This is a genomic window from Marinobacterium aestuariivivens (genome assembly GCF_042661465.1).
Lineage (GTDB): Bacteria > Pseudomonadota > Gammaproteobacteria > Pseudomonadales > Balneatricaceae > Marinobacterium_A > Marinobacterium_A aestuariivivens.
Window position 1 is genome coordinate 3,172,809 of the sequence record NZ_JBHSWE010000001.1, and the last position, 24,877, is coordinate 3,197,685.

Genomic DNA, 24,877 nt, shown 5'->3' on the forward strand with positions numbered 1-24,877 from the left:
ATCAACCCTTGACGGCGCCGGCCGTCAGGCCTTCGACGATCTTGCGCTGGAACACCAGCACCAGTGCGATCAGCGGCACCGTCACCACCACCGAGGCGGCCATGATCGGGCCCCAGGGCAGCTCGTACTGGGAGTCGCCGGAGATCATCGAAATCGCCACCGGCACGGTGCGGTTCTCGTTGCTGAGAATGAAGGTGATGGCGAACATGAACTCGTTCCAGGCGCCGATAAAGGCCAGCAGCCCGGTGGTCACCAGTGCCGGCCAGAGCACCGGCATGAAGATCCGCGTGATGATCTGCCAGGGCGTGGCGCCGTCGACGATGGCCGCTTCCTCGAGGTCCTTCGGGATGCCGCGCATGAAGGTGGTCAGGATCCAGACCGAGAACGGCAGCGAGAACACGGTGTAGGACAGGATCAGGCTGCCGAGGTTGTTGTACAGGCCGAGCATGCGGATCAGCTCGAACATGCCGGACAGCACCGCCACCTGCGGAAACATCGAGACGCCCAGCACCGTCAGCAACAGGGTGGTGCGGCCGCGGAAATGCACCCGCGCCAGGGCGTAGGAGGCGGTCACCGCGATCAGCAGCGAGATCGCCACGGTAGCGAAGGAGACCAGCGCCGAGTTGAGGATGTTGTGGAAGAACGGCTGTTCCCGGAATACCGCGACATAGTTGCGCAGGTCGAAGTAGGCCGGCGTGTAGACGTGGTCGCCGGTACCCGCGCCGAACGAGGTCGCAATGGCGATGTAGAACGGGAATATCGTGTAGGTCAGCAGGGCCAGCACCGCCAGCGCGAAGAGTGCCTGGCCGGTGCGCAGTTTGAAGGTTCTCATCAGTGGTCTCCCGAGCCGTCCAGTTTCAGTCGCGTGGCGAAGATGTAGCCCAGCGTCAGGCCGAACACCAGCAGGAACAGCAGCGTCGACGCGGCCGAGCCGTAGCCGATCTGCTGGAAGTCGATCAGCGCCTGGCGGGCATAGACCGACATCACGATGGTGTCCTCGCTGTTCGATGTGAGGATGTAGACCAGGTCGAAGATGCGCAGCGCGTCGAGCATGCGGAACACGACCGCGACCACCAGGGCCGGCTTGATCAGCGGCAGGGTGACCTTGAAGAACACCTTGACCGGGTGGATGCCGTCGACGCGGGCGGCCTCGTAGCAGTCCTTGGGCAGCATCTGCAGCGCGGCCAGGGTCAGCAGCGCCATGAACGGCGTGGTTTTCCAGACGTCGACCGCGATGATGGTGCCGAGCACGGTGTCGGGATTGACGGTCCAGGCGATCGGCTCGGAGATCAGGTGCAGTTTCAGGAAGAGGTCGTTGATGACGCCGAACTGGTCATGCAGCATCCAGCCCCACATCTTGGCCGAGACCACGGTCGGAATCGCCCAGGGGATCAGGATGGCGGCGCGCACCAGGCCGCGACCGGGGAACTTGGCGTGCAGAATCAAAGCCACCAGCACGCCGAGCACGGTTTCGAGCGACACCGAGATCAGGGTGAGGTAAAGGGTGTTCCAGACCGATTTCCACCAGAGGCCATCGGCCAGCAGGCCATACCACTGGCCGTTGTCGTAGACCAGGTAGTTTTCGAAGCCGACAAAGCCGTAGCTGTCGATACTGGAGAGGGTGGCGTCGGTAAAGCCGAGATAGATGGTGCGCAGCAACGGCCAGCCGGCGACGAAGCCGAGCCCCAGTATCATCGGCAACAGGAACAGCCAGGCGGTGCGGATGCGCTGGCGGCTGAGGCCGCTGAGGTGCGGGCGGGCACTTTGCCGCCCCGTCGGCAGCGGCAGCGTGCCCGGCGTCGATTGAGCGTCACGGGCGCTGACGGATAGGTTGTCCATGGTGCTTCCCTTGGCGTTATTGTTGGCAGGGGGCGGGCCGCAGCTGTCGCGACCCGCCGGCGGTCAGGGGCCTTACCAGCGCCGGCCGCGGATGCGATTGAGCTTGCTTTCGAGCTGGCTCAGGGAGTCGGCGCCGCTGGACTTGCCGGACAGCACCCGGTGGGCGGCATTCCAGAACTCGTTCGAGACCTGGTTGTACTTCTCGCCGGTGACGCTGGAGGGGCGGGCGACGCTGTTCTCCAGCACTTCGCGCATATTGGCGAAGTGGGGGTTGGCCTCGAGTACCTCGGGATCTTCGTACAGCGAGGCGATGGTCGGCAGCCGGCCGTCGACGATGGCGCCGCGCTTCTGCGCCGCCTTGCTGGTGACGTAGAGCACGTAGTCGGCGGCCACCTCGACGTTCTCCGAGTATTTGGAGACCGCCATCTGCCAGCCGCCGAGGGTGGCGCTGTGCTTGCCGTCCGGGCCCATCGGCAGCGGCGTGATGCCGATCTTGCCTTTTACCGGGCTGTCGTCGCCGTTACCCAGCGCCCAGGCGTAGGGCCAGTTGCGCATGAACACCGAATCGCCGCCCTGGAAGACGCGACGGGCGCCCTCTTCGTCGTAGTTCAGCACGCCCTGGGGCGTGATGTTGCCGACCCAGCTGCCGGCCAGGTCGAGCGCCGCGGCGCTCTTCGGGTTGTTGACGGTGATATTGCCGTCGCCGTCGATGATGGTGCCGCCGCCGAAGGAGTCGATCCATTCCAGGGCGTCACAGGTCAGGCCTTCGTAGGCCTTGGCACGGAACACGAAGCCCCACATCCTGTCGTTGCCGTCCTCGCGCTCGGCCTGCTGGATCCGTTCGGCGGTGGCGGTCATCTGCTCCCAGGTCTTGGGGACCGGCTCGTTGTATTTCTCCAACAGGTCCTTGCGGTAGTAGAGCACCGGCGCATCGGTGTACTGGGGCATGGCGACCAGTTTGCCGTCGTAGTGGTTGTTGGCAACCACCGATTCGAAGTGCTCGTTTTCGACGCCCCCGGTGTAGGGGCCGAGGTCGGCCAGGTGGGCGCCGAGGATACCGGGCCAGACGACGTCGACGTCGAAGACATCGAGGTCGGCGGATTTGCTCGCGAGAATCTGCTGGTACAGTGCCAGCTTGTCGCTGGACGAGAAGGGCACGGTGACGATATTGACGCTGTGGCCGCGGGCTTCGGCCCACTCCTGCGCGGTCCCTTCGCAGGAGGCGAAGCCGGCGCCGGTGGAGCAGGGGATGTTCAGGGTGGCGGCCTGGGCGACGTTGCCGGCCAGGGCCGCGCCGAATGCGGTGGAGGCGATCAGTGCTTGAAGGGTCTTGTTCATGGTGCAGGTCTCTTGTTGTTATACGATTTCGAGGCTCCCGGCCTGCCGCTCGGACAGGCCGGGAGCGGCTGCTCAGGCCGTGGCGGCCATCGCGGGTGCATCTGTCTGCAGGCCGAGAGTGCGATCCTGCCGGTCCGACTCGAAGCAGGTATCGAGCACTTGCTGCAGCTCCAGGCCCCGGGCGAAGTCGGGCTGATCGTTGCAGCCCTGCTCGATGCTGCGGATAAAGCGCTGGTAGATACTGGGGGTCGCGCCGGTTTCCAGCGTAACCCACTCGGCGCGGTCGACATCGTCGCCTTCGCACAGGCTCAGTTTCTCCCAGCCCTGATCCATATTGATTTCAATTGTGACAGCGCCGCGGTCACCGAAGATCCGCAGTCGCAGCGAGTTCCTGTGCCCGGTGGCCCAGCGCGTCGTATGGACGGTGCCCAGGGCGCCGTTGGCGAACTCGACCCGGATCAGGGCACTGTCGTTGACGTCGAGCGGGTAGTCGCCGATGCGGTTGCCCTCGGCCTTGTCGAAGCATTTCAGCCGGCAGTTGACGGCACTGATCTCACCGACCGGGAAGCTGGCGAAATCGAGGATATGGATGCCGACGTCGCCGAGCACGCCCTTGCTGCCGTGCTCACTGGAGAGCCGCCACAGCCAGCTCGGATCGGTGTGCCAGTCGCCCCAGACCTTGCTGCTGAGCCAGCTCTGCAGGTAGCTGGCCTCGACGTGCATGATGCGTCCGATACGGCCTGCGGCGATCAGATCGCGGGCCTGTTGCAATGCCGAGGAATCGCGGTAGCTCAGGTTGATCATGTTGATCACGCCGGCCTGCTGCGCCGCCGCTGCCATCTCCGCGGCATCCGCCGCGTGGGTGGCCAGAGGCTTCTCGCAGAGGATGTGCTTGCCGGCGGCGATCACCCTGAGCGCCGCGTCCTTGTGGAACTTGTCCGGCGTGACCACGGTGACGGCGTCGAGATCGCACTGCGCCAGCATCTGGTCGACATCGGTGTAGACCTCCTCGATGCGGTGTTCCGCGGCGAATGTTTGGGCGCGTTCGGCGTCCAGGTCGCAGACCGCGACCAGCTGGCAGCCGGGGATCTCGCTGAATTTTCTCGCCTGATGGCCGCCCATGGCCCCGGCGCCCACAATGCCGAGTCTGATCATCACTTGAACCCCTCTTCACCGGGCTTGTGCAGGCCTTCGCCTTTGATTTCGACCGGGTTCGGCGCCTGGTCGGCCGGGACGTTGGGGCAGCTGTCGACCCAGCGGGAGCCTTCCGGCTGCGCCCACTTGACGGCGTTCTTCAATACCCGGCGCACCTTTTCATCGTAGTAGATCGGGTAGGTCTCGTGACCCGGGCGGAAGTAGAAGATCTTGCCGTTGCCGCGGCGGTAGACGAGGCCGGAGCGGAACACTTCACCGCCCTCGAAGGCGCTGATGAAGATCACTTCGTCGGGGTTCGGCACCGCGAAGGGCTCGCCGTACATCTCGGTGTGGGGCAACTCGATGTAGTCGCCGACACCCTGGACGATCGGGTGGCCCGGGTTGACGACCCAGAGGCGCTCGCGCTCGCCCGCTTCGCGCCATTTCAGCGAGCAGGTGGTGCCCATCAGGCGCTTGAAGATCTTGGCATAGTGGCCGGAATGCAGCACCAGCAGCCCCATGCCCTCCAGCACCCGCTTCTGCACCCGGTCGACGATCTCGTCGGCGACCTGGCCGTGGGCGGCGTGCCCCCACCAGAGCAGCACGTCGGTGTTGTCCAGCACCTCTTCGGTGAGGCCGTGTTCGGGATCCTGCAGCGTGACCGAGATCGCCTCGATGCCCGGGTCTTCGTTCAGGGCCTGGGCGATGCAGTTGTGCATGCCTTCGGGATAGATGCGGGCGACGACTTCGTTGGTCTGTTCGTGAACGTTCTCACCCCAGACGGTGGCGCGGATGGTCATTCTCGTGCTCCTGGTCAGATGCGTTGTTGTTGTTAGCCTTCTGGCCCTTGCAGCCAGTGTCGGTTGAAGCAAGAGTAAACGTTTACGCAATTAGAGTAAACGTTTACGCATGAAAGATTTTAATGCCCCCTGAAGGCTTAATATGCTTCGCCTATCGGTTGTGCGACCCGTTCGTCGCAGCGCCAGTAGAGCCAAGCCCCGCCCAGTGCCACCAGGGCGGCGATGCCGAAGGTTTGAAAGGCTCCCAGACCCTGCCAGCTGAGGCCGCTGTAGAAGGCGCCAACCGCATTGCCCAGGCCAATGCTGGCGCTGCTGTAGAACGCCTGCCCCTGGCCGGCCAGGGCACCGGGGAAATGACGCCGCACCGACTCGATGGCGGCGGCATGGAAGCTACCGAAGGTCGCGCCGTGCAGGCACTGGGCGAACAGTATCACCGCCAGCTGCTCCGGGAAGGCGCCGATCAGACCCCAGCGCAACGCCGCCAGCAGCAGGCTGAGCAACAGGATCGAACGCAGTGAATAGCGGTTCAGCCAGCGGTGCATCAGCAGAAAGACGCCGACCTCGACCGCGGTGCCCAGCGACCAGAGCAGGCCGATGGCGGTGGCGCTGTAATCATGCCGGGCCAGGTAGATGCTGAAGAACGTATTGTAGGGGCCGTGGGATGCCTGCATCAGGAAGCAGGTCAGAAAGAAGATCAGCACCGGCGGCTGCTTCAGTACCGCGAGAAAGCCGCCACTGATCGGTACGCCGGTAGCCACCCGGTGGTCCCCGATGGCGTAGCTGGCGGCAATCACCAGCAGCAGCATCGCGGCGATGAACCCGGGCAGCAGGCCGGGGCCTGCGATATCGAGCAGGCGGCCCAGCGCAATAACGGTAAGGATGAAGCCGATCGAGCCCCAGAGCCGGATATGGCTGTAGCGCCCCGGTTGCTCGCCCAGGTAGCTCAGGGTGACCGCCTCGAACTGCGGTGCCATGGCGTTCCAGAAGAAGCCGAATCCCAGCAGCGTCAGCGCCAGGGCGGCGAAACCCTCGACGAAAAAGACGCCGGCGAAGCAGAACAGCGACAGCCAGACGCCGAGCCGGACCAGTCCCATGCGCCGGCCGGAACGGTCCGCCAGGTAACCCCAGAGATAGGGGGCGGCGACCTGGGTGCCCATCAGGATCGCCATCAGGCTGCCGATGGCCCGCTCGTCGTAGCCCAGTTGCTGCAGGTAGAGTCCCCAGTAGGGCATCAGGGCGCCGATCACGCAGGCCCAGAAAAAGTAGAAAGCCGAAAGCCGCCAGTAGGGCAGCGTCGAATCCCGGTGTGACATGGTCCGTTTTTCCTGTGAGCGAGGCGATGTGGCTGTTGTTCTTCAGGAATAGTAAACGTTTACGCTGCGGGCGGGGAAGAGGGCGGGTGTTTTTTCTGGTGGGAGCGGCTTTAGCCGCGAAGAGGAGCGGCACCGGTGGTGGTTGTTCGCGGCTAAAGCCCACCCACGGAAATTTCAGCGCCCGCCGTAGGAGCGCCGCCCCCGGTGCGAACAGCCTCGGTACCGGAGCCTTTCGCCTCGGGGCGAGGCTCCTACGCAATATCGGCCATGGCACCTGCCACGATCAGGGGTGGCCATGAACCATAGAATCTCCCACAAATCAGGTGGTCCTGCGCAGGACCAGCTCGACCGGCATCAGGATCTGGTATGGCTCGGTGCCGGCGATGGCGTCGCCCAGCAACCGGACGGCTTCCACCGCCAGCTGCGGAATATCCTGGCGCACGGTGGTGAGGTTTTCGGCCAGCAGCGGCAGGTCGTCGAAACCGGTGACGGCCACCTGTTCGGGTACCTGAATGCCTTCGTCTTCGAAGGCGGCGATGCTGCCCAGCGCGTGTTCGTCGGTTTCGCAGGCCAGGGCATCGAACGGCAGGGCTTCTTCCTGCAACAGCCGGCGCATCTGGCGATAGGCGTTCAGTGTCGGGTTGTAGGAGAAGGGCACCGCGATCTCGCGCGCAGGCCTGAGGCCCGCTTCATCCAGCGCTTGACGAAAGCCGTTGACGCGAAAGATGGGTTCGAGTGGATGGGTGAGTTCCTCGCCAACATAGCCAATACGGCGGCGCCCTGGCCGATCAGGTATCGCGTCGCCTGGTGGAGGCCGTCGATGCCGTCGGTGCGGATCGAGAAGCCGGGATCCGGCTGGTCGATGCGGATATAGGGAATCCCCTGTTCCGCCAGCCGCTGCGCACGCTGGTCACCCGGCTCCTGGCCGAGCAGAATGGCGCTGCCGGCCTGCTGGCAAAGGTGCGTCGTTTCGTCATAGCTGAAGGTGACCGGCACCATGCCGCGCTTGTGCAGTTCCAGCGTCAGATTGCGGTACAGCAGGTTGTAGTAGGGGCGCAGCTCGAAGCTGTGGCGCTCCAGCGATATCCCGACCACCGCGTTCTTGCCGCTGATCAGCTGCCGCGCCGCGGCGCTCGGCTGGTAATGGATCTCTTTGCTGATCTTGAGGATATGGGCTCGCAGTTTCTCGCTGATACCGGGCTTGTTGTTCAGCGCCCGGCTCACCGAGGCGATCGAAACGCCCGCCGCTCGGGCGATCTCGTGGATGGTCGCGCTTTTCGGCGACGTCGTGGCGTCGGCGCTGGAAGCCGTTTTGCGGGACGAGCGGCTGGACATGGGGGATGCGATCCTTCTTCGGCCGAAACTGCGGAATGGAACCGCCCACCAGGCTGGGGAGCGGTAAAAGCCGCGTCGATGGTCGGGTGTTTGAATGCCATTTGAGAGCCAACCATGATAGCGCCGGGACGACGGGCTGGGTAGGGACCTGCCGGCTCGATACATCGACATGCGAATGATAAGCATCTAATATCCCCGCTTCACCGCTTATCTGGAAAGGATTCTCATGTCTGACAAGGTCCAGGTGTCCAGCTTTCAATCCCTGCTGCGACTTTTACGCTATGCGCGGGGGTACCGGCGTCAAATCATCGCGGCGACGGTCTGCTCCATCATCAACAAGCTGTTCGATATCGCACCGGAGATTCTGATCGGCATCGCCATCGACGTGGTGGTAAACCAGGAGCAGAGTTTCGTTGCCCGGCTGGGCCTGGAAACGCCGCAGGCGCAGATCGGGGCCCTGGCGGTGCTGACCTTCGTGATCTGGGCCGGAGAGTCGCTGTTCGAATATCTCTATATGCTTGCATGGCGAAATCTTGCACAGCGGTTGCAATCGGATTTTCGCCAGGACGCCTATCAGCACATCCAGCAGCAGGATATGGGCTTTTTCGAGGCGCGCAGCAGCGGTCAGTTGATCTCAATCCTGAACGACGACGTCAATCAACTGGAACGTTTCCTGGACGGCGGTGCGAACGACCTGATTCAGGTGTTCGTGACGGTGATCGCCGTTGGCGCGGTGTTCTTTGTCCTGTCGCCGTTGATCGCCATGCTGGCCTTCACGCCGATTCCCATCATCATCTGGGGGGCGTTTTTCTTCCAGAAACGGGCAACCCCTGTACGCGGATGTGCGTGACAAGGTCGGTGTGCTGGCGACGCGGCTGGCCAACAACATCGGCGGCATGGCGACGATCAAGTCCTTTACCGCGGAAGACAGGGAAGCGGCCCGGGTGCGGACAGACAGCGAAGCCTACGCCGAGGCGAACCGCCGGGCGATCCGGGTGAGCTCGGCCTTCATTCCAGTAATCCGGATGGCGATCCTGACCGGCTTTCTGTTCACCTTCGTCGTCGGCGGCCTGCAGGCGCTGAACGGCGACCTCAACGTGGGGGCTTACGGCGTCCTGGTATTCCTGACCCAGCGGCTGCTCTGGCCGCTGACCGGCCTGGCGCAGACGATCGACCTGTACGAGCGGGCGATGGCCAGTACGCGCCGTATCCTGGGGCTGATCCATACCCCGGTGGAGGTGCCGGATAGCGGCAACGAACCGCTACCGCAGCCGGTGCGGGGCGAAGTCCGCTTCGAGGGCGTCGGTTTCGAATATGGCTCGAGCGGGGCCGGCGTGCAGGACGTCTCCATCGAGGTGCCGGCGGGCACGACGCTGGCGCTGGTGGGCGCGACCGGGTCCGGCAAGTCGACCCTGATGAAACTGCTGCTGCGCTTCTATCAGCCGGGCCGCGGGCGGATCCTGCTCGACGGCATTCCGATCGAGCGCCTGCCACTGAAGTCCCTGCGCTCGACCATCGGCCTGGTCAGCCAGGATGTGTTCCTGTTCGAAGGCTGCATCCGCGACAATATCGCCTACGGCCGCCCCGGCGCCGGCGACGACGAGATCATCGCCGCGGCGAAAACCGCCGAGGCCTGGGAGTTCATCCGGCGTCTGCCGCAGGGGCTGGATACCGCCGTGGGCGAGCGCGGCGTGCGTCTGTCCGGTGGCCAGCGCCAGCGCCTGTCGCTGGCCCGGGCATTGCTGAAGGACCCGGCGATCCTGGTGCTGGACGAGGCCACCAGCGCCGTGGACAACGAGACCGAGGCCGCGATCCAGCGTTCGTTGGCGCACATCTCCCACGACCGCACCGTGATCATGATCGCGCACCGTCTTTCGACCATCGTGCACGCCGACCGCATCCTGGTGCTGGAGCACGGCCGCATTGTCGAGAACGGCACCCACGACGAACTGCTGCTGCGCCGGGGCGCCTACTGGTCGCAGTGGCAGGTGCAGACCGGCGGGATGGGCGACGGTGATCTTCCACCGCAAATTCGCCGAGCCGATGCCGATCGAAGTTCATGAAGGACCCGGCCATGGCCGGCGGGCGCCGGCGTATCGGCAGCAGAACGCCGCGAGCTGCGGCCTGGGGTTCCGTCGTGACCCGGTACGCACTTATGGGGTTGTTGTTTCGCTGTTCGCGGCGCGGGGTGGGTGACGCCTGAGCATCGGGAAGGCGATCAGGGCGATGCGCAGCCAGCGCCGCCAGTTGCCGTGGCGTACGCCACACGTGGCCAGCAACAGGGCTCCAGCGGCGACCCAAAGTGGCGCATTGCTGTTGCGCAGTTCGTCACGCCAATGGCTGCCGAGGTACTGCGCTTGGCGCATCGGTTGCAGCAGTACCAGGGTTTCGTGGCGCAGTTCCTGGCGGTGCATTTCCAGGCGCAGGCGTAGCATGGCTTTGCGCAGCTCGCTGCGGCTGGCCTTGGTGGGCAGTTCCGGTAGGTTCATGGCATCAGTTGCTCGCGGTCGCGGGCCAGCTCGTCAAGGCTGGCGCTGAACGGTGGCGGGGCGTTGCGCAGCTGTGTCCGCAGACACAGCAGGCACGTCAGCAAGCCCAGCCCATAGAACGCACACAGGATCGTGATTACGGACAGTCGGTGGCTGTCCCAAAAAACGATCAGCAGTGCGGCGGACAGGCCGATCACCAGCAGCAGGCCGAACAGCAGGCTCAGGCTGATCAGCACGAACAGCCTGAGCGCGCTGCTCTGCTGTTCTTTCAGCTCTTCGCCGAAGAGCGCGAGATGGCTGTGCAGCAGGCCGAGCAGGGCGCCGGCAAAACGTCGCGGTGAGGGGCCGCGGGCGGGTGCGGAAGGCGGTGGCGTGGCTTCCATGTCGTCACTCATCAGCGCCGCGCGATCAGCATACCCAGGAGCATACCGACACCGGCGGCAATGCCCAGGGTTTGCCAGGGGGCCTGTACATAGCCCTCGGAGGCCTGGACCGCTGCCTTGCTGCGCTCGCCCAATGCATCTTCGGCGTTGTGCAGGGTCGCACGGGCACGGTTGAGGCCGGTGCGGATCTGTTCGCGCAATTCATCCGCCTGCTCGCCGGCCAGACCGGCCGAATGTTGCAGCAGCTTCTCGGTGTCGCTAACCAGTGCCTGGAAATCCTTGAGCAGTTCATCCTGGCTGGCTGGGTCGGCGTTTTTACGGGGCATCGGAATTCTCCTTGAGGGGGGGGCGGACAGTCAAAAGGGTAACAGTGTCGTGAAACCCCTGAATTCAGGGGTCCAACACCCTGTTGATCCTGCTCTGTGCAGTCAGGGGGCTGGCCACGCATGCCGGCTTCGCCTGTCTCGAGGTGGATACGGTTCGCCGGAAAACCAAGTCAAAGCCTTGGCGAAGATCATCTCGGATTTCGCCGTGTCAGCCTATTTCTTTATAGACCATTGGACCCTGTATGGCGTGACTTTCTTCGCAGCGGCGAGCGTGCCTGGTTTGGTCCGCATCCGTCCTGTACAGGTACGGGTCTTCGCAGTTGATGGATTGGCAGCGCTTCATCAGGCTGGAGCCGGCGAGCTAAAGGGCGACAACCGTCTGAATCACCCAAGCCGCGTTCGCAGGACTGAGCGGGTGCAACCGATTGATCGCCTTTGTCGGTGCGAAAACGCCCGCCTGGGGCCACAACTGGAAACCGGTCAGGCAACCGCACCGGGTGAGATTGGCGAAGCCTTGGCCGCGACATGGCCGGGCCGACCCGGGATGGCAAGGTGGTTTTTCAGCGAAAAGGGGGTTTATACACCGGCAGGAGCTATCCACAAACGTCAACAGCCCCTAGTATGCATACACGAGGGATTCGACAATCTGACTGGTGAAGCCTGGGGCGATTATGAGCAACCACCTTTGCCGCATTCAACGCTGGGGTCGGAAACTAGGGTGCCGAGTAAGGGCCATGCGTGAACGGGGAGCAAGTCATAGCGGGACCGATTGGTCATGATACCCCTCGGCAAGCCGCTCGAACAGGTCCTGGGAATCGGTGCCCTCCTTTTGCTGGCGGTCGGTTGCGTGCTAACGCTCTGGCCCTTCCTGTCAGCCCTGCTGTGGGCGGCGGCCATATGCTTCTCCACATGGCCCGTCTACAGAGGGTGCGAGCGGTCACTTGGCGGCCGTAGGGGCCTGGCAGCCGCCCTGATGACACTGCTGGTCGCCCTCGCCCTCGTCGCGCCATTCGCCGTCATAGTGGCGGCACTTGCGGACAACATCGTCAGCTTTCTCGCGACGGCGGCCAGCGTCCTTGAACAAGGCCCGCCAACACTGCCGCCTTGGGTCGCGGAGCTCCCGCTGGTTGGCGAGAGCCTGGTTTTCTATTGGGAAAGCTCAATCAACAATGCACCTGCCTTCATCACCGAACTCAAGAAACTGATCGGCCCTGCCACTGACCTCGCCGTAGCCAGTGGGGCGATGCTCGGCAGCACCCTTCTTGAACTGGGGTTGAGCGTGTTCATCTCCTTCTTCTTCTATAGCCATGGCCGCCAGATGGCCGCCCATATGCGGGAGATCGCCGAACGATTAGCCGGCCCACGCGCGCGGCGCCTGGTCGAGGTCGTCGGCGCGACGGTGAAGGGCGTCATCTTCGGCATGATCGGCACGGCGCTCGCTCAGGCCCTGGTGGCGGCCATCGGCTTCTGGATCGCCGATGTGTTTCAGCCGCTCCTGCTTGGCTTCCTTACCTTTGTCCTTTCATTCGTGTCGGCGGGAGCACTGGTATGGGTCCTGGTAGCGCTGTGGCTCCTTGCCCAGGGAGACATTGGGTGGGGTATTTTCGTTGTGGCTTGGGGTTTGCTCCTCGTCAGCAGTATCGATAACTTTCTCAGGCCCTATATCCTTGGCAAGACCAGCGACCTGCCCATGGTGCTCGGCTTTTTCGGGTTCATCGGCGGCATCCTCGCCTTTGGCTTTATCGGCCTGTTCCTCGGCCCAACGCTGCTGGCGGTGGGCTACAGTCTCTTCGTTGAGTGGCGTGCCGCCGAGGTTGAGGAGCGCAGACATCCCACGCCAGCCCCTTCGGGCGCTGACGTGGGACATATGGGTCGATCATCGCCTGGTGGCGAGGGGCGGGCCCAATCTATCGTCGATCACGAATCGCATGATTGAGATCCGCTATGGAAAACGGCAGCTTTTTCGACCTTTCCGCCTACCACATGCTGATGGCGGCCATAGGCGCCGCCATCTTTGCCGCCTATTGGCTCCCTCGCCTGGTGTTCCCGCGCGCGACCTCATCCGCCGCGCTTCTGATGATCGTTGGACTGGTTACCTACTCCATTGTGCCGGGGATGGAAGCGCTCGATCCCACGACCTCCCCACGTCTGTGGGAGATGATCAGCGAGATCGTGCTGATCGTCGTGCTGTTCGCCACCGGCCTTCGCATCGACAACCTCGGGAGCTATCGCTTCTGGTCGCCCACCCTCCGCCTTCTCCTGATTGCGATGCCCCTCACCATCGCGGCCGTCGGCGGACTCGCCTGGGGACTCGCCGGAATGACCGTGGCCGGGGCCGTGCTGCTCGGTGCGGTGCTCGCGCCGACAGACCCGGTACTGGCCGGCGACGTGCAGGTTGGGCCGCCGCATGAAGGCAACGAACATCCGGTACGTTTCACCCTCACGGCGGAAGCGGGCCTGAACGACGGGCTCGCCTTTCCCTTCGTCTATCTCGGCCTGCTCATCGCGGCACAGGGCACTGATCCGTCCGCCTGGCTGACTGAATGGCTCCTGCGCGATGTCCTCTATCGGATCGCCGTCGGGGTCGGCCTCGGCGCCGCGGTGGGCTGGCTTCTGGGGATGACACTTTTTTCGACCTGGGGTAGCCGCGCTATCCAGAAAAGCGGGCCGGGCGTGATTGCGTTGGCGGCGGTGCTTCTTTGCTACGGGATCGTTGAGCTGGCCGAGGGATATGGCTTCATCGGCGCCTTCGTGGCCGGCCTCGCCTGCCGGCGGGTCCAGAAAAAGCACCATTTTCACCGCCGCCTTTACGACTTCAGCGAAGCAATCGAGCACGCCCTGACTGCAATCCTGCTGGTCCTTGTGGGAAGCACGCTGCCGGCGTTGTGGCCGGCGCTCGACTGGCGCCACTCCCTGATCGGTTTCAGCCTGCTGCTGGTCATCCGCCCCATCGTCGGATGGCTGGCGCTGCAGGGAACGGACCTTGCCTCCAGAGACCGCTGGATTGTCGGCTTCTTTGGCGTGCGGGGCGTCGGCTCGGTCTACTATATCGCCTATGCATCGGGGCACGTGGAGCTGATCAACGAACGTCCGCTATGGGCGCTGGTCGCTTTCACGGTGTTCGCCTCGGCGGTGATCCATGGCACGACGAGTTTTCTTGTCGACCGCTTCGTATCGAAGCGGTAACAGGGATTGCTACGCTAGTGGTCGTGACGCGGTCAGCTTCACCCATCCATGTCATCATAGCCATAGCCATAGCCGTAGGGCACCGTCGGACCCTCCTCGCTGGTGCGCTCAGGGCCGCGAGGCGCGCAGGCCGCGACCAGAAGGACCAGGACAACTCAAGGCATGAGCTTCATTGGTGAAATCCTCGAGCTGGCGCCATCAATGTTTGAAAGGCCTCTCGGGTCTCCGGGTCGGAAAGCTTTGCTGCCATGACACGGGGGATTACAACCTGAAAAATTCCTGACTCGACCCGGAGATAAACCTCATTCGATGTCTCGTCGATAAAGTTTATCCTGGGTATTTTGCCGAGACATTTCGCCAGAAAACTCAGGTTGTTCCTGACGGCCAGCACCTCGGGTTCAGGATAAACCTCCTCGGGAGATTTGGCCTTTATATTGATCTTTTGATAACGCACGATATTGACAAACGCCAGGGGATCGAGAATCGTCATCTCGTTTTGATTACCGAAAGCGATGGTCTTCGGATAGGTCCCCTTGGGTACGCTGTTGTCGAGAAATTCGTATTTATAGACAGGCTTGCTGCAGGCCAGCCACTTGAAGAACAGCTTCGGGATGCCGGTATAGGTTTCGACGCTGTGGCCGAGAAAGTCTTCGACCGCCTTGTAACGCCCGACCTGCAGGCCCCGTTCCCAGCCCCGTTGCACCGTTTCTTCCGGCGGCGTGATCACGAAATACATCAGCATCGTATCGACGTGCCTGGCATAGGTGTCGTGCAAAATCCGTGAAATGCGCTCGGTCGAAAAGCTGTCGAAACGGAAGCGGTCGACCAGCAGATGGGGAATCGACTTGTCCCGCTTGGCTTTGTCACGGATATAGTAATCCAGTTTGCGATCGATGATCGCCACCTCCTTGCTGGTCAGCCGTCCTGCGTACTTGTAGGCCTCGCCCAGGGCGTCGTAATCGAGCAGAAAGCGCCGCCAGATATCGGGACTGATGGTGGCGTAGCCCTCCGACTGAATGCCGAGATCGCCCATGATTTTCTTGAGCATCGGGCGCAGGGAACTCTTGCCGGCGGCCGATGCGCCCTTCAGGCTGATCAGTACCGGTGCCTGTGCCGTGACGGTCGGCGTAAGACCGAGCTGCTGGATGGCTTGCTGCACCAGGGGCGAAATCCGCTGGCCAATGACCTGGCTGCCATAGTTGTTGCAAACATGGCGGGAGACCAGCCTTGCGAGATAATCGATATCCGATCCGACGAAGCCGCTCGAACTGGCGATGGATCCGAGTATGCGGTAGAGACTTCTATAGACCGCCTTGGCGAGGGGATCCTGCTCGACCAGGCCTTTTTCCCTGAATCCGGCAATGATGCGATACTGCTTTTCCTGAATCGACTCCTGAATCGCGGGAGCGGGTTTCGGCCTGGGTCTCAGAAATCGCTGAAGGACAGCAAAGCGTCTTTTGGCCGGCTCGTCCCGAACAGGCGTAAACAACGAGCGCTCCAGTTCCTCTCGCACCCGGGTCTCGACCTGCTGCCGCAGCGCCTCGTACGCCTGCGTAATCGACTCCATCTTCGGTCGGATATAGTCGACGAGAATCTTCTCGGCAATTTCCCGGAAATGTACGCCGAGACCGGTTTCGTCCTCACCCTCCAATACCACGATATCGGCGGTGACCCTGACCAGCAGCTCATGAACGACCAGACGCTCAGGCCTGAAAGCGACCAGCTCCTCCTGTGGCAGCCCAACCTGTTGGGCGACCTCCTCCACATCGCAAAGACGCGTAAAGACATTTTCCGGTCGATGGATCGTTTCAAGTGACCGGTATTCGACAGGAATCTCTGATTCCAGGCCGGGATTCCATGCTGAATATTCGGTGCTTTTCATACATCAGGCCTGAGTGTCATCAGTGTTATCGAATTCTGCAACATTGCACCATCCTGCGACAGTTGACCTGTCAGCCGTCACTTTCGACCCGGTCCAGCCCCTTTTCGATCTTGGCGATGGTTGCCTTCATTTTCTCGAGATAGCGGCTGGCGGCCTCGTGCGGGCGCATCGCCTTGGCCATGTAGACCAGGTTCAGGCAGCCGTAGACCCGATCGTTGTGCATAATCGGCAGTGCGATGGCGGCGAAGCGGCTTTCGGGGTTCCATTCGCCCAGGTTGGCCCCATAGCCCTGTTCCCGGGTGGCGGCGACGATACGGCGGATATAGCCGGGATCCCGGGCTTTCTCACCTTCCTCGCCGTCCTTGGACGCGAGCATCGCGATCAGTTGCTCGCGTTCGGACCCGGGGCAGAAACTCAGGTAGGCGCGGCCCGAGGCGGTGAACAGCAGTGGCATGCGCCGGCCGACCATCGAGCGGTGGAACGACAGCCGGCTGAAGCGGTGGGTGGTCTCGCGGATCACCATGGCGTCGACGTCGAGCGTGGTCAGGTCGGTGGGCCAGAGCACCTGCGGCAGCAGTTCGCTGAGCAGGGGGCGGCCAGCGACGAGATCCACTGCTCGTCGCGGTAGCCCTCGCTGAGGTCGCGCACCCGGCGCTCGAGCCAGTAGCTCTCGTAGGATTCGCTGCGGCGGACGTAGCCTTCGCCGATCAGGGTCTCGAGCAGGCGCCGCACCGTGGTGCGATGAAGCCCGGTCTGGCTGCTGAGGTCGGCGATGCTGGCGCCGCCGTCGAGGCGGTTCAGGGCGTAGAGGACGTCGAGGCCGCGCACCAGCCCCTGGACGGTCTTGTATTTGCTGTCGTCGGTCATCGCGACTCTCCCTTTTCCGGGAATTCACATTGTGAGTTTCGGGTACCCGGAGCCAAGCGTCGGAATTCGGCCCTTCGGGCCTCATTCCAACCTACGGCTCGTGGTATCCCATACTCCGCGCGGCGTCTACGATCCGTAGCCTGGAATGAGCGGAGCGAATTCCGGGGATCACTCTCGGTGCACTAGGTGCACACAGGGCCAGTTTATCGTTGTTGGCGAAAATCTGCACCCCTATACTCGATTCCAACCTGGAGCTGAATCGGGAGACTATAACAATGATCGACTCCGATATTCGGAATATCAGCAGCCGGGAAATGAGGCCGCTCGTCATAAATGGCAAGCCTCATGAAAATAACCGGTTGGCCTTCAAAATGCGAAATAGTAACCGCAGCCACGTATCCGGAATTTTTGTTTTGTTGGTCTCGCTATCCTTTGCGGCCTGAATAAAACGGCCGATATCTCTTAAACCCTAATCCAGGAATCAAGCCTCCGGCAGCCGGCCCTTTTCGGGGCGGCACGGGCGCGGCTTGCCCGAAAATGGATTCTGATTCCCTGAAGCAGGCAGAAAGAAAATGAAAACAACCATCGCAAACACCCATACCACCGATCGCCATGCCGACGTCGTGATTCTCGGAGCCGGTCCCGTCGGACTGACCATTGCCAACTACCTGGGCCAGTCGGGCGTCGAGGTGCTGGTGATCGAGAAGCTGGATCAGCTGATCGACTACCCCCGCGCCATTGGCATCGACGACGAGTCGCTGCGGGTGCTGCAGTCCGTCGGCCTCATCGACCAGGTGCTGCCGCATACCACGCCGAATCACTGGATGCGTTTCCTGACGCCGAAAGGGCGCTGCTTTGCGTCGATCGAGCCGAAGACCGACGAGTTCGGCTGGTCGCGGCGCAATGCCTTCATCCAGCCACAGGTCGACCGGGTGCTGTTCGAAGGCCTGCAACGCTTCGACAACGTTCGCGTGCTGTTTTCCCGCGAAGTGACCGACTTCAGCCAGGACCCGTCCGGAGTCAGGCTGCATATGCAAAGGGCGACGCGCCGGTCGAAACCGTCGAGTCGCGCTACCTGGTGGCCTGCGACGGCGGCAACAGCTTCGTGCGCCGTACCCTGGATGTATCGTTCGATGGCAAAACCGCGCCGAACCAGTGGATCGTCATCGACATCGCCAACGACCCGCTTGGCACGCCGAACATCTACATGTGCTGCGATCCGGTGCGCCCTTATGTCTCGGCCGCACTGCCCCAGGGTATCCGTCGTTTCGAGTTCATGGTGATGCCGGGCGAGACCGAGGCGGAGCTGAGCCAGCCCGAGAACATGCGCAAGCTGCTGTCCAAGGTGCTGCCGAATCCCGACAAGGTCGAGCTGATCCGTCAGCGTGTCTACACCCACAACGCCCGCCTGGCCGGCCGCTTCCGCGTCGACAACATCCTGCTGGCCGGCGATGCCGCCCACATCATGCCGGTCTGGCAGGGGCAGGGCTACAACAGCGGCATCCGCGACGCCAACAACCTCGCCTGGAAACTGGCGATGGTGGTCAAGGGACTGGCGGATCCGTCGCTGCTCGATACCTACGAGCTGGAACGCCGCGACCACGCCAGGGCGATGATCGATCTGTCGGTGACCGCCGGTCACGTGCTTGCGCCGCCGAAGCGCTGGATGGGGACGGTCCGCGACGGCATCTCCTGGCTGCTCAATTACCTGCCGCCAATCAAGCGCTACTTCCTCGAGATGCGCTTCAAGCCGATGCCGCAGTATACCGAGGGGGCGCTGGTGGCCGCTGCGCCTGCGCTCAAGCAGTCGCCGGTCGGCAGGATGTTCATCCAGCCGAAGGTGCATACCGAGGACGGTGACAGGGTGCTGCTTGACGACGTCATCGGCAATCGATTCGCCATCATCGCCTGGGGCACCGATCCGACCTGGGGACTGAGCCAGGAGCAGGTGGCGTACTGGCAGCAGCTCGGGGCCTGTTTCATCCAGGTGCTGCCGTCGGTGCAGCTCGAGGCCGGCACCGAGGCGCCGGACGGCGTGACCCGCCTCGGTGATGCCGACGGTCGCCTGAAGGAGTGGTTCGGCAACTACCCCGCGTCGGTCGCCGTGTTGCGTCCGGACCGCTTCGTCGCGGCACTGGCGATCCCGCAGACCCTGGGCGTCGTTTCCGAACAGCTGTTCAAGGCGCTGGGTGCGCGCAAGCCCGTCGCGATCGGCAAGGCGGCCAGGCTCGGCGAGGTGGCCTGAGATGAGCGTACTGCTGCAATGCCTGTCCCATACGCCGCTGGTCGGCGAGGTGGACCCCGAACGGGCGGTGCTGTCCGAGGTGGACGGCACCCTCGCCGCGGCTCGGGCGCGCATCGAGCGCTTCGACCCGGAGCTGGTGATCCTGTTCGCGCCGGATCATTACAACGGCTTTTTCTACGACATCATGCCGTCCTTCTGCATCGGTACCGCGGCCCGTGCCATCGGCGACTTCGGTACCCAGGCCGGTGATCTGGACGTGCCCGAGGCGCTGGCCGAGGCATGCGCCCGGTCGGTGGTGGAGGCGGGCGTCGACACGGCGGTGTCGTACGGTATGCAGGTCGACCATGGTTTCGCCCAGCCGCTGGAATACCTGCTCGGCGGCATCGACCAGAAGCCTGTGATCCCGGTGTTCGTCAACGGCGTGGCGACGCCGCTGCCGACCTTCAAACGCGCCCGTCTGCTGGGCGAAGCGATCGGCCGGTTCGCCCGCGGCCTTGACCAGCGGGTGCTGCTGATCGGTTCCGGCGGCCTGTCGCACCAGCCGCCGGTGCCGGAACTGGCCACCGCCAACGCCCATATGGCCGACCGTCTCAAGGGCAGCGGCCGCAACCTGCCGCCGGACGAACGCGAAGCGCGCACCCGTCGGGTGGTCGAGGCGGCCCGCGACTTCGTCGAGGATCAGCAGTCGCTGCATCCGCTCAATCCCGAATGGGACCAGCGGTTCATGGCGACGCTGGCCGAAGGGCGCCTCGCCGATCTCGACGCCGTCGGCAACGACGAACTGTCGGCGCTTGCCGGCAAGTCCACCCACGAGGTCAAGGCCTGGGTGGCGGCCTTCGCGGCGCTCTCGGCCTTCGGCCCCTATATCGCGCGCGACGGCTACTACAGGCCGATCCCGGAGTGGATCTGCGGCTTCGGCGCCCTCGCCGCCGAGCCGGCCTGACACGAACAACAGAATTCAATTTGCACAGGAGTCATCCGATGACCACTTTAACCGAAGCGTCTAGCAGCAAGTTCGTCCGCATCAACGAAGGCGAACTCGACCTGCTGATCCACTACAACGACTGCGGCCAGGGCGACGAAACCGTCGTCATGCTGCACGGCTCCGGCCCCGGTGCCAGTGGCTGGGCCAACTTCAACCGCAACATCGAACCGCTGGTCGAGGCGGGCTTTCGCGTCATCCTGATGGACTGCCCGGGCTGGAGCAAGAGCGATTCCATCGTCTGCGAAGGCTCCCGTTCGGACCTCAATGCCACCGCGCTGAAGGGCCTGCTCGACGAGCTCGACATCGAGAAGGTGCATATCCTCGGCAACTCCATGGGCGGTCACAGCGCCGTCGCCTTCTCGCTGCGCTACCCGCAGCGGGTCGGCAAGCTGGTGCTGATGGGCGGCGGCACCGGCGGCGCCAGCCTGTTCACGCCAATGCCGACCGAAGGCATCAAGCGCCTGCAGGGGCTCTACCGCGAGCCGACCATCGAGAACCTCAAGTCGATGATGGATATCTTCGTCTTCGACACCAGCGACCTGACCGAAGAGCTGTTCCAGGCGCGCCTGGACAACATGCTGGCCCGTCGCGACCACCTGGAGAATTTCGTCAAGAGCATCCAGGCGAATCCGAAGCAGTTTCCGGACTTCAGCCCGCGCCTCGCCGAGATCAGCGCCGAGACCCTGGTGATCTGGGGCCGCCAGGACCGCTTCGTGCCGATGGACACCGGTCTTCGCCTGGTCGCGGGGATTCCGAACTCCGAGCTGCACATCTTCAACCGCTGCGGCCACTGGGCGCAGTGGGAGCACGCCGACAAGTTCAACCGCATGGTCCTGGACTTCCTGACTCACTAAGGCCGGCGAGGGCACTGCCATGACAATCCATCAGCAAACCCTGGAAAACCTGGCCGCCGCGCTGCGCCGGGCCGCGACCACGGGCGAGACGATCGAGCCGCTGCGCGACGTGATCGGCGAAACCAGCGCCGAAGCGGCCTACGCCATCCAGCGCCTCAACGTCGCTCACGAAGTGGCCGCCGGCCGCCGTGTGGTCGGGCGCAAGATCGGCCTGACCAACCCCAAGGTGCAGCAGCAGCTGGGCGTCGACCAGCCCGACTTCGGCACCCTCTATGCGGATATGTGCTACGGCGACAACGAGACCGTGCCGCTCGAGCGGGTGCTGCAGCCGAAGATCGAGGCCGAGGTCGCGCTGATCCTCGAGCGCGACCTGCCGCGCGCCGACACCACCTTCGCCGAAGTGGTCGAGGCCACCGGCTGGGTGCTGCCGGCACTGGAGATCGTCGGCAGCCGCGTGCGCGACTGGAATATCCGCTTCGTCGACACCGTTGCCGACAACGCCTCCAGCGGTTGCTTCGTGCTCGGCGGCCCGGCACGGCGCCTGGCCGATGTCGGCCTGCGCGAAGCGCGCATGCAGATGAGCCGCAACGGCGAACTCGTCTCCAGCGGCAGCGGCGCCGAGTGCCTGGGCCATCCGCTCAACGCCGCCGTCTGGCTGGCGCGCACCCTGGCTGGACTCGGCGAACCGCTGCGCGCCGGCGATATCGTGCTGACCGGCGCGCTGGGCCCGATGGCGCCGGTCGCCGCGGGTGACCGTATCGAGGCCCGCATCGAAGGGCTCGGCAACGTCGCCGTCGATTTCGCCTGAAGTCAGGACAACAAAGGTTAATGACATGAACAAACGTAAAGTCGCCATCATCGGATCCGGCAATATCGGCACCGACCTGATGATCAAGATCCTGCGCAATGCCCAGCACCTCGAAATGGGCGCGATGGTCGGCATCGACCCCAACTCCGACGGTCTGGCGCGCGCCGCCCGCATGGGGGTCGCCACCACCCACGAAGGCGTCGAGGGCCTCGCCCGGATGCCGGAATTCGCCGACATCGATTTCGTTTTCGACGCCACCAGCGCCGGTGCCCACGTCAGAAACGACGCCTACCTGCGCACCCTCAAGCCCGGCATCCGGCTGATCGACCTGACGCCGGCGGCTATCGGTCCCTACTGCGTGCCGGTGGTGAACCTGGAACAGCACCTCGATCAGGCCAACGTCAACATGGTGACCTGCGGCGGTCAGGCGACGATTCCGATGGTCGCCGCGGTCTCCCGTGTCGCCAGGGTGCACTATGCCGAGATCGTCGCGTCGATCTCGAGCAGGTCCGCCGGCCCCGGTACCCGCGCCAATATCGACGAGTTCACCGAAACCACCTCCCAGGCGATCGAGACCGTCGGCGGTGCCGCCAAAGGCAAGGCGATCATCATCCTCAACCCGGCCGAGCCGCCGGTGATGATGCGCGACACCGTCTACGTGCTGTCCGAAGCCGCCGACCAGAGAAAGGTCGAAGCCTCGATCGAGGAGATGGCGCAGTCGGTGCAGGCCTACGTGCCGGGTTACCGCCTCAAGCAGCGCGTGCAGTTCGAGGAAATCCCGGCATCGGCACCGCTGAATATCCCGGGCCTGGGGCGTTATGCCGGCCTCAAGACCTCGATCTTCGTCGAGGTCGAGGGCGCCGCCCACTACCTGCCGTCCTACGCCGGCAATCTCGACATCATGACGTCCGTGGCGCTCGCCACCGCCGAACGCATGGCGCAGTCGATCAACCACGCCTGAGGAGAGGGTCATGACGTTCAATCCCGAGAAAAACTCTACATCTCCGACGTGACCCTGCGCGACGGCAGTCACGCGGTCCGTCACCAGTACTCGATCCGCAATGTCCAGGAGATCGCCCGGGCGCTGGACAAGGCCCGCGTGGACAGCATCGAGGTCGCCCACGGTGACGGTGTCCAGGGTTCGAGCTTCAATTACGGTTTCGGCGCCCACACCGACCTCGAGTGGATCGAGGCGGTGGCCGACGTCATCGAGCATGCCCGGGTCGCCACCCTGCTGCTGCCGGGCATCGGCACCCTCCACGACCTCAAGGCCGCTTATGACGCCGGTGCGCGCATCGTGCGCGTGGCCACCCACTGCACCGAGGCGGACATCTCGAAGCAGCATATCGAATATGCCCGGAACCTGGGAATGGACACCGTCGGCTTCCTGATGATGAGCCACATGACCCGCCCGGAGAACCTGGCGGTCGAGGCGAAGAAGATGGAAAGCTACGGCGCCACCTGCATCTACGTCGTCGATTCCGGCGGTGCCATGGGCATGCAGGATATCCGCGAGCGCTTTCGCGCCGTCAAGGCGGTGCTGGACCCGGCCACCCAGACCGGTATTCACGCCCACCACAACCTCAGCCTCGGCGTTGCCAACTCCATCGTCGCGGTGGAGGAGGGCTGCGACCGCATCGACGCCAGCCTTGCCGGCATGGGCGCCGGCGCCGGCAACGCGCCGCTGGAGGTGTTCATCGCCGCGGCGGAGCGCCGGGCTGGAACCACGGCACCGACCTCTACACCCTGATGGACGCCGCCGACGAGCTGGTGCGCCCGCTGCAGGACCGGCCGGTGCGGGTCGACCGCGAAACCCTGGCGCTGGGTTATGCCGGCGTCTACTCCAGCTTCCTGCGCCACGCCGAAGTGGCGGCGCAGCAATACGGCCTCAAGACCGTCGACATCCTCGTCGAACTGGGCAAGCGCCGCATGGTCGGCGGCCAGGAGGACATGATCGTCGACGTCGCGCTGGACCTGCTCAAGGCCAGATAGGCATCACCGGGGCAGGGCGCTGCTCCGGTGCAATCAATCTAAAACAACGATAAAGGTACCCGACTATGCTGAAGCTCCGTTCCGTTGCCATCCTCCTTGCGTCGCTGCTCTGTATCAGCAACGCCGCCCAGAGCCAGACCGTGATGCATTTCGCCACCTGGATGCCGCCGGGCCATCCGATCAATGCGGTGGTGTTGCCGACCTGGACGAAATGGATCGAGGAGGCGACCGACAACCGCGTCACCGTCGAGGTCGAATACGATCTCGGCGATCCCAAATCGATGTTCGACCTGGTGGAAGACGGCGTCGCCGACGCCTCCTGGGGCTTTCACGGCTACGTGCCGGGGCGCTTCCGCCTGACCCAGATCGTCGAGCAGCCGCTGCTCGGCGCCAACGCCGAGGCGGCCTCGGTCGCGCACTGGCGCGTGCACCAGAAATACTTTGCCGACACCGACGAGTTCGACGGTCTGGTGCTCACGGCCCTGGTGACCCATGGCCCGGGCCAGATTCACAGCAAGGAGGCGCTGAGTGCGCTGGCCGACCTGAGCGGCAAGAAGATTCGCGTCGGCGGCGGCGTCCAGAGCCTGATCGCCTCGCGGGTCGGTATCTCGTCGGTCGGTGCGCCGGCGCCCAAGGTCTACGAGATGCTGCAGCAGGGCGTGATCGATGGCGTTTTCCTGCCCCTGAGCGAGCAGAAAACGCTGCGTCTGAACGAGGTGGCGCCGAACCTGACCGTGCTGCCGGGCGGCATGTATCTGGGCAGCTTCTCGTTCTTCATGAACCCGGATTTCCTCGACAGCCTCAGTGATGAGGACCGCGCGGCGATTCTGAGCGTCTCGGGCGAGAGGCTGTCGGCGCTGGGCGGCCGCGCCCAGGACGACTTCGACCGGGCAGGTCTCGAGCTGGCCAGGTCGAGCGGCGTCAACATCCATGAAGTGGCGGCGGGCGACCCGATGGCGGCGGAGTTCCGCGAGCTGGTCAAGGGCTTCGATGAGCAGTGGATCGAGAGTGTCTCCGACTACAACGTCGAGGCCCGGGCGGCACTGCAGGAACTGCGCGATATCGCCCAGCGCTACCAGCCGCAGCCGTAACGGAGTGCGA

24 protein-coding genes and 3 pseudogenes are annotated in these 24,877 nt (G+C 63.8%); 13 read left to right on the forward strand and 14 right to left on the reverse strand.

Annotated elements, in window-relative coordinates; genetic code table 11:
• Position 1: 1 nt before the first annotated feature.
• From ACFQDL_RS16515 to ACFQDL_RS16550, 8 genes are all read right to left on the reverse strand, one after another.
• Positions 2 to 832 carry a carbohydrate ABC transporter permease gene (locus tag ACFQDL_RS16515; protein ID WP_379909993.1) on the reverse strand — a complete coding sequence of 277 codons (831 nt, stop codon included), beginning with the start codon at positions 830 to 832 and terminating at the stop codon, positions 2 to 4.
• Entirely contained in the window at positions 832 to 1,839 is a 1,008-nt protein-coding gene (locus ACFQDL_RS16520) for a carbohydrate ABC transporter permease (RefSeq protein ID WP_379909994.1), read from the reverse strand. Before ACFQDL_RS16520 ends, ACFQDL_RS16515 begins: the two co-directional genes overlap by 1 nt.
• A gap of 72 nt (positions 1,840 to 1,911) precedes the next feature.
• Positions 1,912 to 3,177, reverse strand: a complete 1,266-nt coding sequence (locus ACFQDL_RS16525; protein WP_379909995.1) for an ABC transporter substrate-binding protein — start codon at positions 3,175 to 3,177, stop codon at positions 1,912 to 1,914.
• A 72-nt stretch (positions 3,178 to 3,249) separates the two neighbouring features.
• Positions 3,250 to 4,332, reverse strand: a complete 1,083-nt coding sequence (locus ACFQDL_RS16530; RefSeq protein WP_379909996.1) for a Gfo/Idh/MocA family protein — start codon at positions 4,330 to 4,332, stop codon at positions 3,250 to 3,252.
• The gene (locus ACFQDL_RS16535) at positions 4,332 to 5,111 is read right to left on the reverse strand and encodes a ThuA domain-containing protein (protein ID WP_379909997.1); all 780 of its coding nucleotides are present in this window, start codon (positions 5,109 to 5,111) and stop codon (positions 4,332 to 4,334) included. The genes ACFQDL_RS16530 and ACFQDL_RS16535 overlap by 1 nt, the downstream gene beginning before the upstream one ends.
• Positions 5,112 to 5,248: 137 nt before the next feature.
• Positions 5,249 to 6,424 carry an MFS transporter gene (locus ACFQDL_RS16540; protein WP_379909998.1) on the reverse strand — a complete coding sequence of 392 codons (1,176 nt, stop codon included), beginning with the start codon at positions 6,422 to 6,424 and terminating at the stop codon, positions 5,249 to 5,251.
• Between the two features lie 319 nt (positions 6,425 to 6,743).
• Positions 6,744 to 7,151 (reverse strand): substrate-binding domain-containing protein, encoded by a 408-nt coding sequence (locus ACFQDL_RS16545; RefSeq protein WP_379913132.1) that lies wholly within the window; start codon positions 7,149 to 7,151, stop codon positions 6,744 to 6,746.
• Positions 7,055 to 7,759: a LacI family DNA-binding transcriptional regulator gene (locus tag ACFQDL_RS16550; protein ID WP_379909999.1), complete on the reverse strand. Its 705-nt coding sequence runs from the start codon at positions 7,757 to 7,759 to the stop codon at positions 7,055 to 7,057. Before ACFQDL_RS16550 ends, ACFQDL_RS16545 begins: the two co-directional genes overlap by 97 nt.
• A gap of 226 nt (positions 7,760 to 7,985) precedes the next feature.
• On the opposite strand from ACFQDL_RS16550, the pseudogene ACFQDL_RS16555 reads away from it, so the two are divergent.
• Positions 7,986 to 9,822 (forward strand): annotated as a pseudogene (locus ACFQDL_RS16555) (ABC transporter ATP-binding protein).
• Positions 9,823 to 9,912: 90 nt separating this feature from the next.
• Here ACFQDL_RS16555 and ACFQDL_RS16560 read toward each other — a convergent pair.
• The 3 genes from ACFQDL_RS16560 to ACFQDL_RS16570 are packed head-to-tail and all read right to left on the reverse strand — an operon-like array spanning position 9,913 to position 10,957.
• Positions 9,913 to 10,248, reverse strand: a complete 336-nt coding sequence (locus ACFQDL_RS16560; RefSeq protein ID WP_379910000.1) for a hypothetical protein — start codon at positions 10,246 to 10,248, stop codon at positions 9,913 to 9,915.
• On the reverse strand, positions 10,245 to 10,643 hold the full coding sequence (locus ACFQDL_RS16565) for a phage holin family protein (protein WP_379910001.1): 399 nt from the start codon (positions 10,641 to 10,643) through the stop codon (positions 10,245 to 10,247). The genes ACFQDL_RS16560 and ACFQDL_RS16565 overlap by 4 nt, the downstream gene beginning before the upstream one ends.
• Positions 10,643 to 10,957: an ElaB/YgaM/YqjD family protein gene (locus ACFQDL_RS16570; protein ID WP_379910002.1), complete on the reverse strand. Its 315-nt coding sequence runs from the start codon at positions 10,955 to 10,957 to the stop codon at positions 10,643 to 10,645. The genes ACFQDL_RS16565 and ACFQDL_RS16570 overlap by 1 nt, the downstream gene beginning before the upstream one ends.
• Positions 10,958 to 11,135: 178 nt before the next feature.
• Between ACFQDL_RS16570 and ACFQDL_RS16575 the strand changes: the two genes are divergently transcribed.
• Genes ACFQDL_RS16575 through ACFQDL_RS16585 form a run of 3 tightly spaced genes read left to right on the forward strand, consistent with a single transcriptional unit; the run spans position 11,136 to position 14,143 of the window.
• Positions 11,136 to 11,699, forward strand: coding sequence for a hypothetical protein (locus tag ACFQDL_RS16575; RefSeq protein ID WP_379910003.1), 564 nt, complete (start codon positions 11,136 to 11,138; stop codon positions 11,697 to 11,699).
• 33 nt (positions 11,700 to 11,732) lie between these two features.
• Positions 11,733 to 12,893 carry an AI-2E family transporter gene (locus ACFQDL_RS16580; RefSeq protein WP_379910004.1) on the forward strand — a complete coding sequence of 387 codons (1,161 nt, stop codon included), beginning with the start codon at positions 11,733 to 11,735 and terminating at the stop codon, positions 12,891 to 12,893.
• 8 nt (positions 12,894 to 12,901) lie between these two features.
• A complete protein-coding gene (locus ACFQDL_RS16585; protein ID WP_379910005.1) occupies positions 12,902 to 14,143 on the forward strand; it encodes a cation:proton antiporter in 1,242 nt (413 codons plus the stop codon).
• 169 nt (positions 14,144 to 14,312) lie between these two features.
• Here the strand turns inward: ACFQDL_RS16585 and ACFQDL_RS16590 are convergent, their stop codons facing one another.
• The 3 genes from ACFQDL_RS16590 to ACFQDL_RS16600 all read right to left on the reverse strand — a co-directional run bounded on the left by ACFQDL_RS16590 (position 14,313) and on the right by ACFQDL_RS16600 (position 16,892).
• Positions 14,313 to 16,025, reverse strand: coding sequence for a DEAD/DEAH box helicase family protein (locus tag ACFQDL_RS16590; RefSeq protein ID WP_379910006.1), 1,713 nt, complete (start codon positions 16,023 to 16,025; stop codon positions 14,313 to 14,315).
• A 70-nt stretch (positions 16,026 to 16,095) separates the two neighbouring features.
• A complete protein-coding gene (locus ACFQDL_RS16595; protein ID WP_379910007.1) occupies positions 16,096 to 16,638 on the reverse strand; it encodes an IclR family transcriptional regulator domain-containing protein in 543 nt (180 codons plus the stop codon).
• Complete coding sequence (locus ACFQDL_RS16600) at positions 16,569 to 16,892, reverse strand: helix-turn-helix domain-containing protein (protein WP_379910008.1); 324 nt, start codon at positions 16,890 to 16,892, stop codon at positions 16,569 to 16,571. Before ACFQDL_RS16600 ends, ACFQDL_RS16595 begins: the two co-directional genes overlap by 70 nt.
• Positions 16,893 to 17,167: 275 nt before the next feature.
• Here ACFQDL_RS16600 and ACFQDL_RS16605 point away from each other — a divergent pair, with 275 nt between their 5' ends.
• The 9 genes and pseudogenes from ACFQDL_RS16605 to ACFQDL_RS16645 all read left to right on the forward strand — a co-directional run bounded on the left by ACFQDL_RS16605 (position 17,168) and on the right by ACFQDL_RS16645 (position 24,867).
• Complete coding sequence (locus ACFQDL_RS16605; RefSeq protein WP_379910009.1) at positions 17,168 to 17,335, forward strand: hypothetical protein; 168 nt, start codon at positions 17,168 to 17,170, stop codon at positions 17,333 to 17,335.
• Between the two features lie 129 nt (positions 17,336 to 17,464).
• Positions 17,465 to 17,914, forward strand: a pseudogene (locus ACFQDL_RS16610) (FAD-dependent monooxygenase); the annotation flags it as partial.
• 56 nt (positions 17,915 to 17,970) lie between these two features.
• Entirely contained in the window at positions 17,971 to 19,137 is a 1,167-nt protein-coding gene (gene mhpA, locus ACFQDL_RS16615; RefSeq protein ID WP_379910010.1) for a bifunctional 3-(3-hydroxy-phenyl)propionate/3-hydroxycinnamic acid hydroxylase MhpA, read from the forward strand.
• Between the two features lies 1 nt (position 19,138).
• The gene (locus ACFQDL_RS16620; protein ID WP_379910011.1) at positions 19,139 to 20,080 is read left to right on the forward strand and encodes a 3-carboxyethylcatechol 2,3-dioxygenase; all 942 of its coding nucleotides are present in this window, start codon (positions 19,139 to 19,141) and stop codon (positions 20,078 to 20,080) included.
• Between the two features lie 38 nt (positions 20,081 to 20,118).
• Positions 20,119 to 20,976: an alpha/beta fold hydrolase gene (locus ACFQDL_RS16625; protein WP_379910012.1), complete on the forward strand. Its 858-nt coding sequence runs from the start codon at positions 20,119 to 20,121 to the stop codon at positions 20,974 to 20,976.
• A 19-nt stretch (positions 20,977 to 20,995) separates the two neighbouring features.
• Positions 20,996 to 21,784, forward strand: a complete 789-nt coding sequence (gene mhpD, locus ACFQDL_RS16630; RefSeq protein ID WP_379910013.1) for a 2-keto-4-pentenoate hydratase — start codon at positions 20,996 to 20,998, stop codon at positions 21,782 to 21,784.
• A gap of 25 nt (positions 21,785 to 21,809) precedes the next feature.
• Positions 21,810 to 22,745 carry an acetaldehyde dehydrogenase (acetylating) gene (locus ACFQDL_RS16635; protein ID WP_379910014.1) on the forward strand — a complete coding sequence of 312 codons (936 nt, stop codon included), beginning with the start codon at positions 21,810 to 21,812 and terminating at the stop codon, positions 22,743 to 22,745.
• A 39-nt stretch (positions 22,746 to 22,784) separates the two neighbouring features.
• Positions 22,785 to 23,776: pseudogene (dmpG, locus tag ACFQDL_RS16640) on the forward strand (4-hydroxy-2-oxovalerate aldolase).
• A gap of 65 nt (positions 23,777 to 23,841) precedes the next feature.
• Complete coding sequence (locus tag ACFQDL_RS16645) at positions 23,842 to 24,867, forward strand: TRAP transporter substrate-binding protein (RefSeq protein ID WP_379910015.1); 1,026 nt, start codon at positions 23,842 to 23,844, stop codon at positions 24,865 to 24,867.
• Positions 24,868 to 24,877: the final 10 nt, after the last annotated feature.

Bases quoted from the DNA above. Each gene is read 5' to 3' on its own strand.
- ACFQDL_RS16515 (WP_379909993.1), bottom strand. From the start codon at position 832: ATGAGAACCTTCAAACTGCGCACCGGCCAGGCACTCTTCGCGCTGGCG.
- ACFQDL_RS16520 (WP_379909994.1), bottom strand. From the start codon at position 1,839: ATGGACAACCTATCCGTCAGCGCCCGTGACGCTCAATCGACGCCGGGC.
- ACFQDL_RS16525 (WP_379909995.1), bottom strand. From the start codon at position 3,177: ATGAACAAGACCCTTCAAGCACTGATCGCCTCCACCGCATTCGGCGCG.
- ACFQDL_RS16530 (WP_379909996.1), bottom strand. From the start codon at position 4,332: ATGATCAGACTCGGCATTGTGGGCGCCGGGGCCATGGGCGGCCATCAG.
- ACFQDL_RS16535 (WP_379909997.1), bottom strand. From the start codon at position 5,111: ATGACCATCCGCGCCACCGTCTGGGGTGAGAACGTTCACGAACAGACC.
- ACFQDL_RS16540 (WP_379909998.1), bottom strand. From the start codon at position 6,424: ATGTCACACCGGGATTCGACGCTGCCCTACTGGCGGCTTTCGGCTTTC.
- ACFQDL_RS16550 (WP_379909999.1), bottom strand. From the start codon at position 7,759: ATGTCCAGCCGCTCGTCCCGCAAAACGGCTTCCAGCGCCGACGCCACG.
- ACFQDL_RS16560 (WP_379910000.1), bottom strand. From the start codon at position 10,248: ATGAACCTACCGGAACTGCCCACCAAGGCCAGCCGCAGCGAGCTGCGC.
- ACFQDL_RS16565 (WP_379910001.1), bottom strand. From the start codon at position 10,643: ATGAGTGACGACATGGAAGCCACGCCACCGCCTTCCGCACCCGCCCGC.
- ACFQDL_RS16570 (WP_379910002.1), bottom strand. From the start codon at position 10,957: ATGCCCCGTAAAAACGCCGACCCAGCCAGCCAGGATGAACTGCTCAAG.
- ACFQDL_RS16580 (WP_379910004.1), top strand. From the start codon at position 11,733: ATGATACCCCTCGGCAAGCCGCTCGAACAGGTCCTGGGAATCGGTGCC.
- ACFQDL_RS16585 (WP_379910005.1), top strand. From the start codon at position 12,902: ATGGAAAACGGCAGCTTTTTCGACCTTTCCGCCTACCACATGCTGATG.
- ACFQDL_RS16590 (WP_379910006.1), bottom strand. From the start codon at position 16,025: ATGAAAAGCACCGAATATTCAGCATGGAATCCCGGCCTGGAATCAGAG.
- ACFQDL_RS16600 (WP_379910008.1), bottom strand. From the start codon at position 16,892: ATGACCGACGACAGCAAATACAAGACCGTCCAGGGGCTGGTGCGCGGC.
- ACFQDL_RS16605 (WP_379910009.1), top strand. From the start codon at position 17,168: ATGATCGACTCCGATATTCGGAATATCAGCAGCCGGGAAATGAGGCCG.
- ACFQDL_RS16620 (WP_379910011.1), top strand. From the start codon at position 19,139: ATGAGCGTACTGCTGCAATGCCTGTCCCATACGCCGCTGGTCGGCGAG.
- ACFQDL_RS16625 (WP_379910012.1), top strand. From the start codon at position 20,119: ATGACCACTTTAACCGAAGCGTCTAGCAGCAAGTTCGTCCGCATCAAC.
- mhpD (WP_379910013.1), top strand. From the start codon at position 20,996: ATGACAATCCATCAGCAAACCCTGGAAAACCTGGCCGCCGCGCTGCGC.
- ACFQDL_RS16635 (WP_379910014.1), top strand. From the start codon at position 21,810: ATGAACAAACGTAAAGTCGCCATCATCGGATCCGGCAATATCGGCACC.
- ACFQDL_RS16645 (WP_379910015.1), top strand. From the start codon at position 23,842: ATGCTGAAGCTCCGTTCCGTTGCCATCCTCCTTGCGTCGCTGCTCTGT.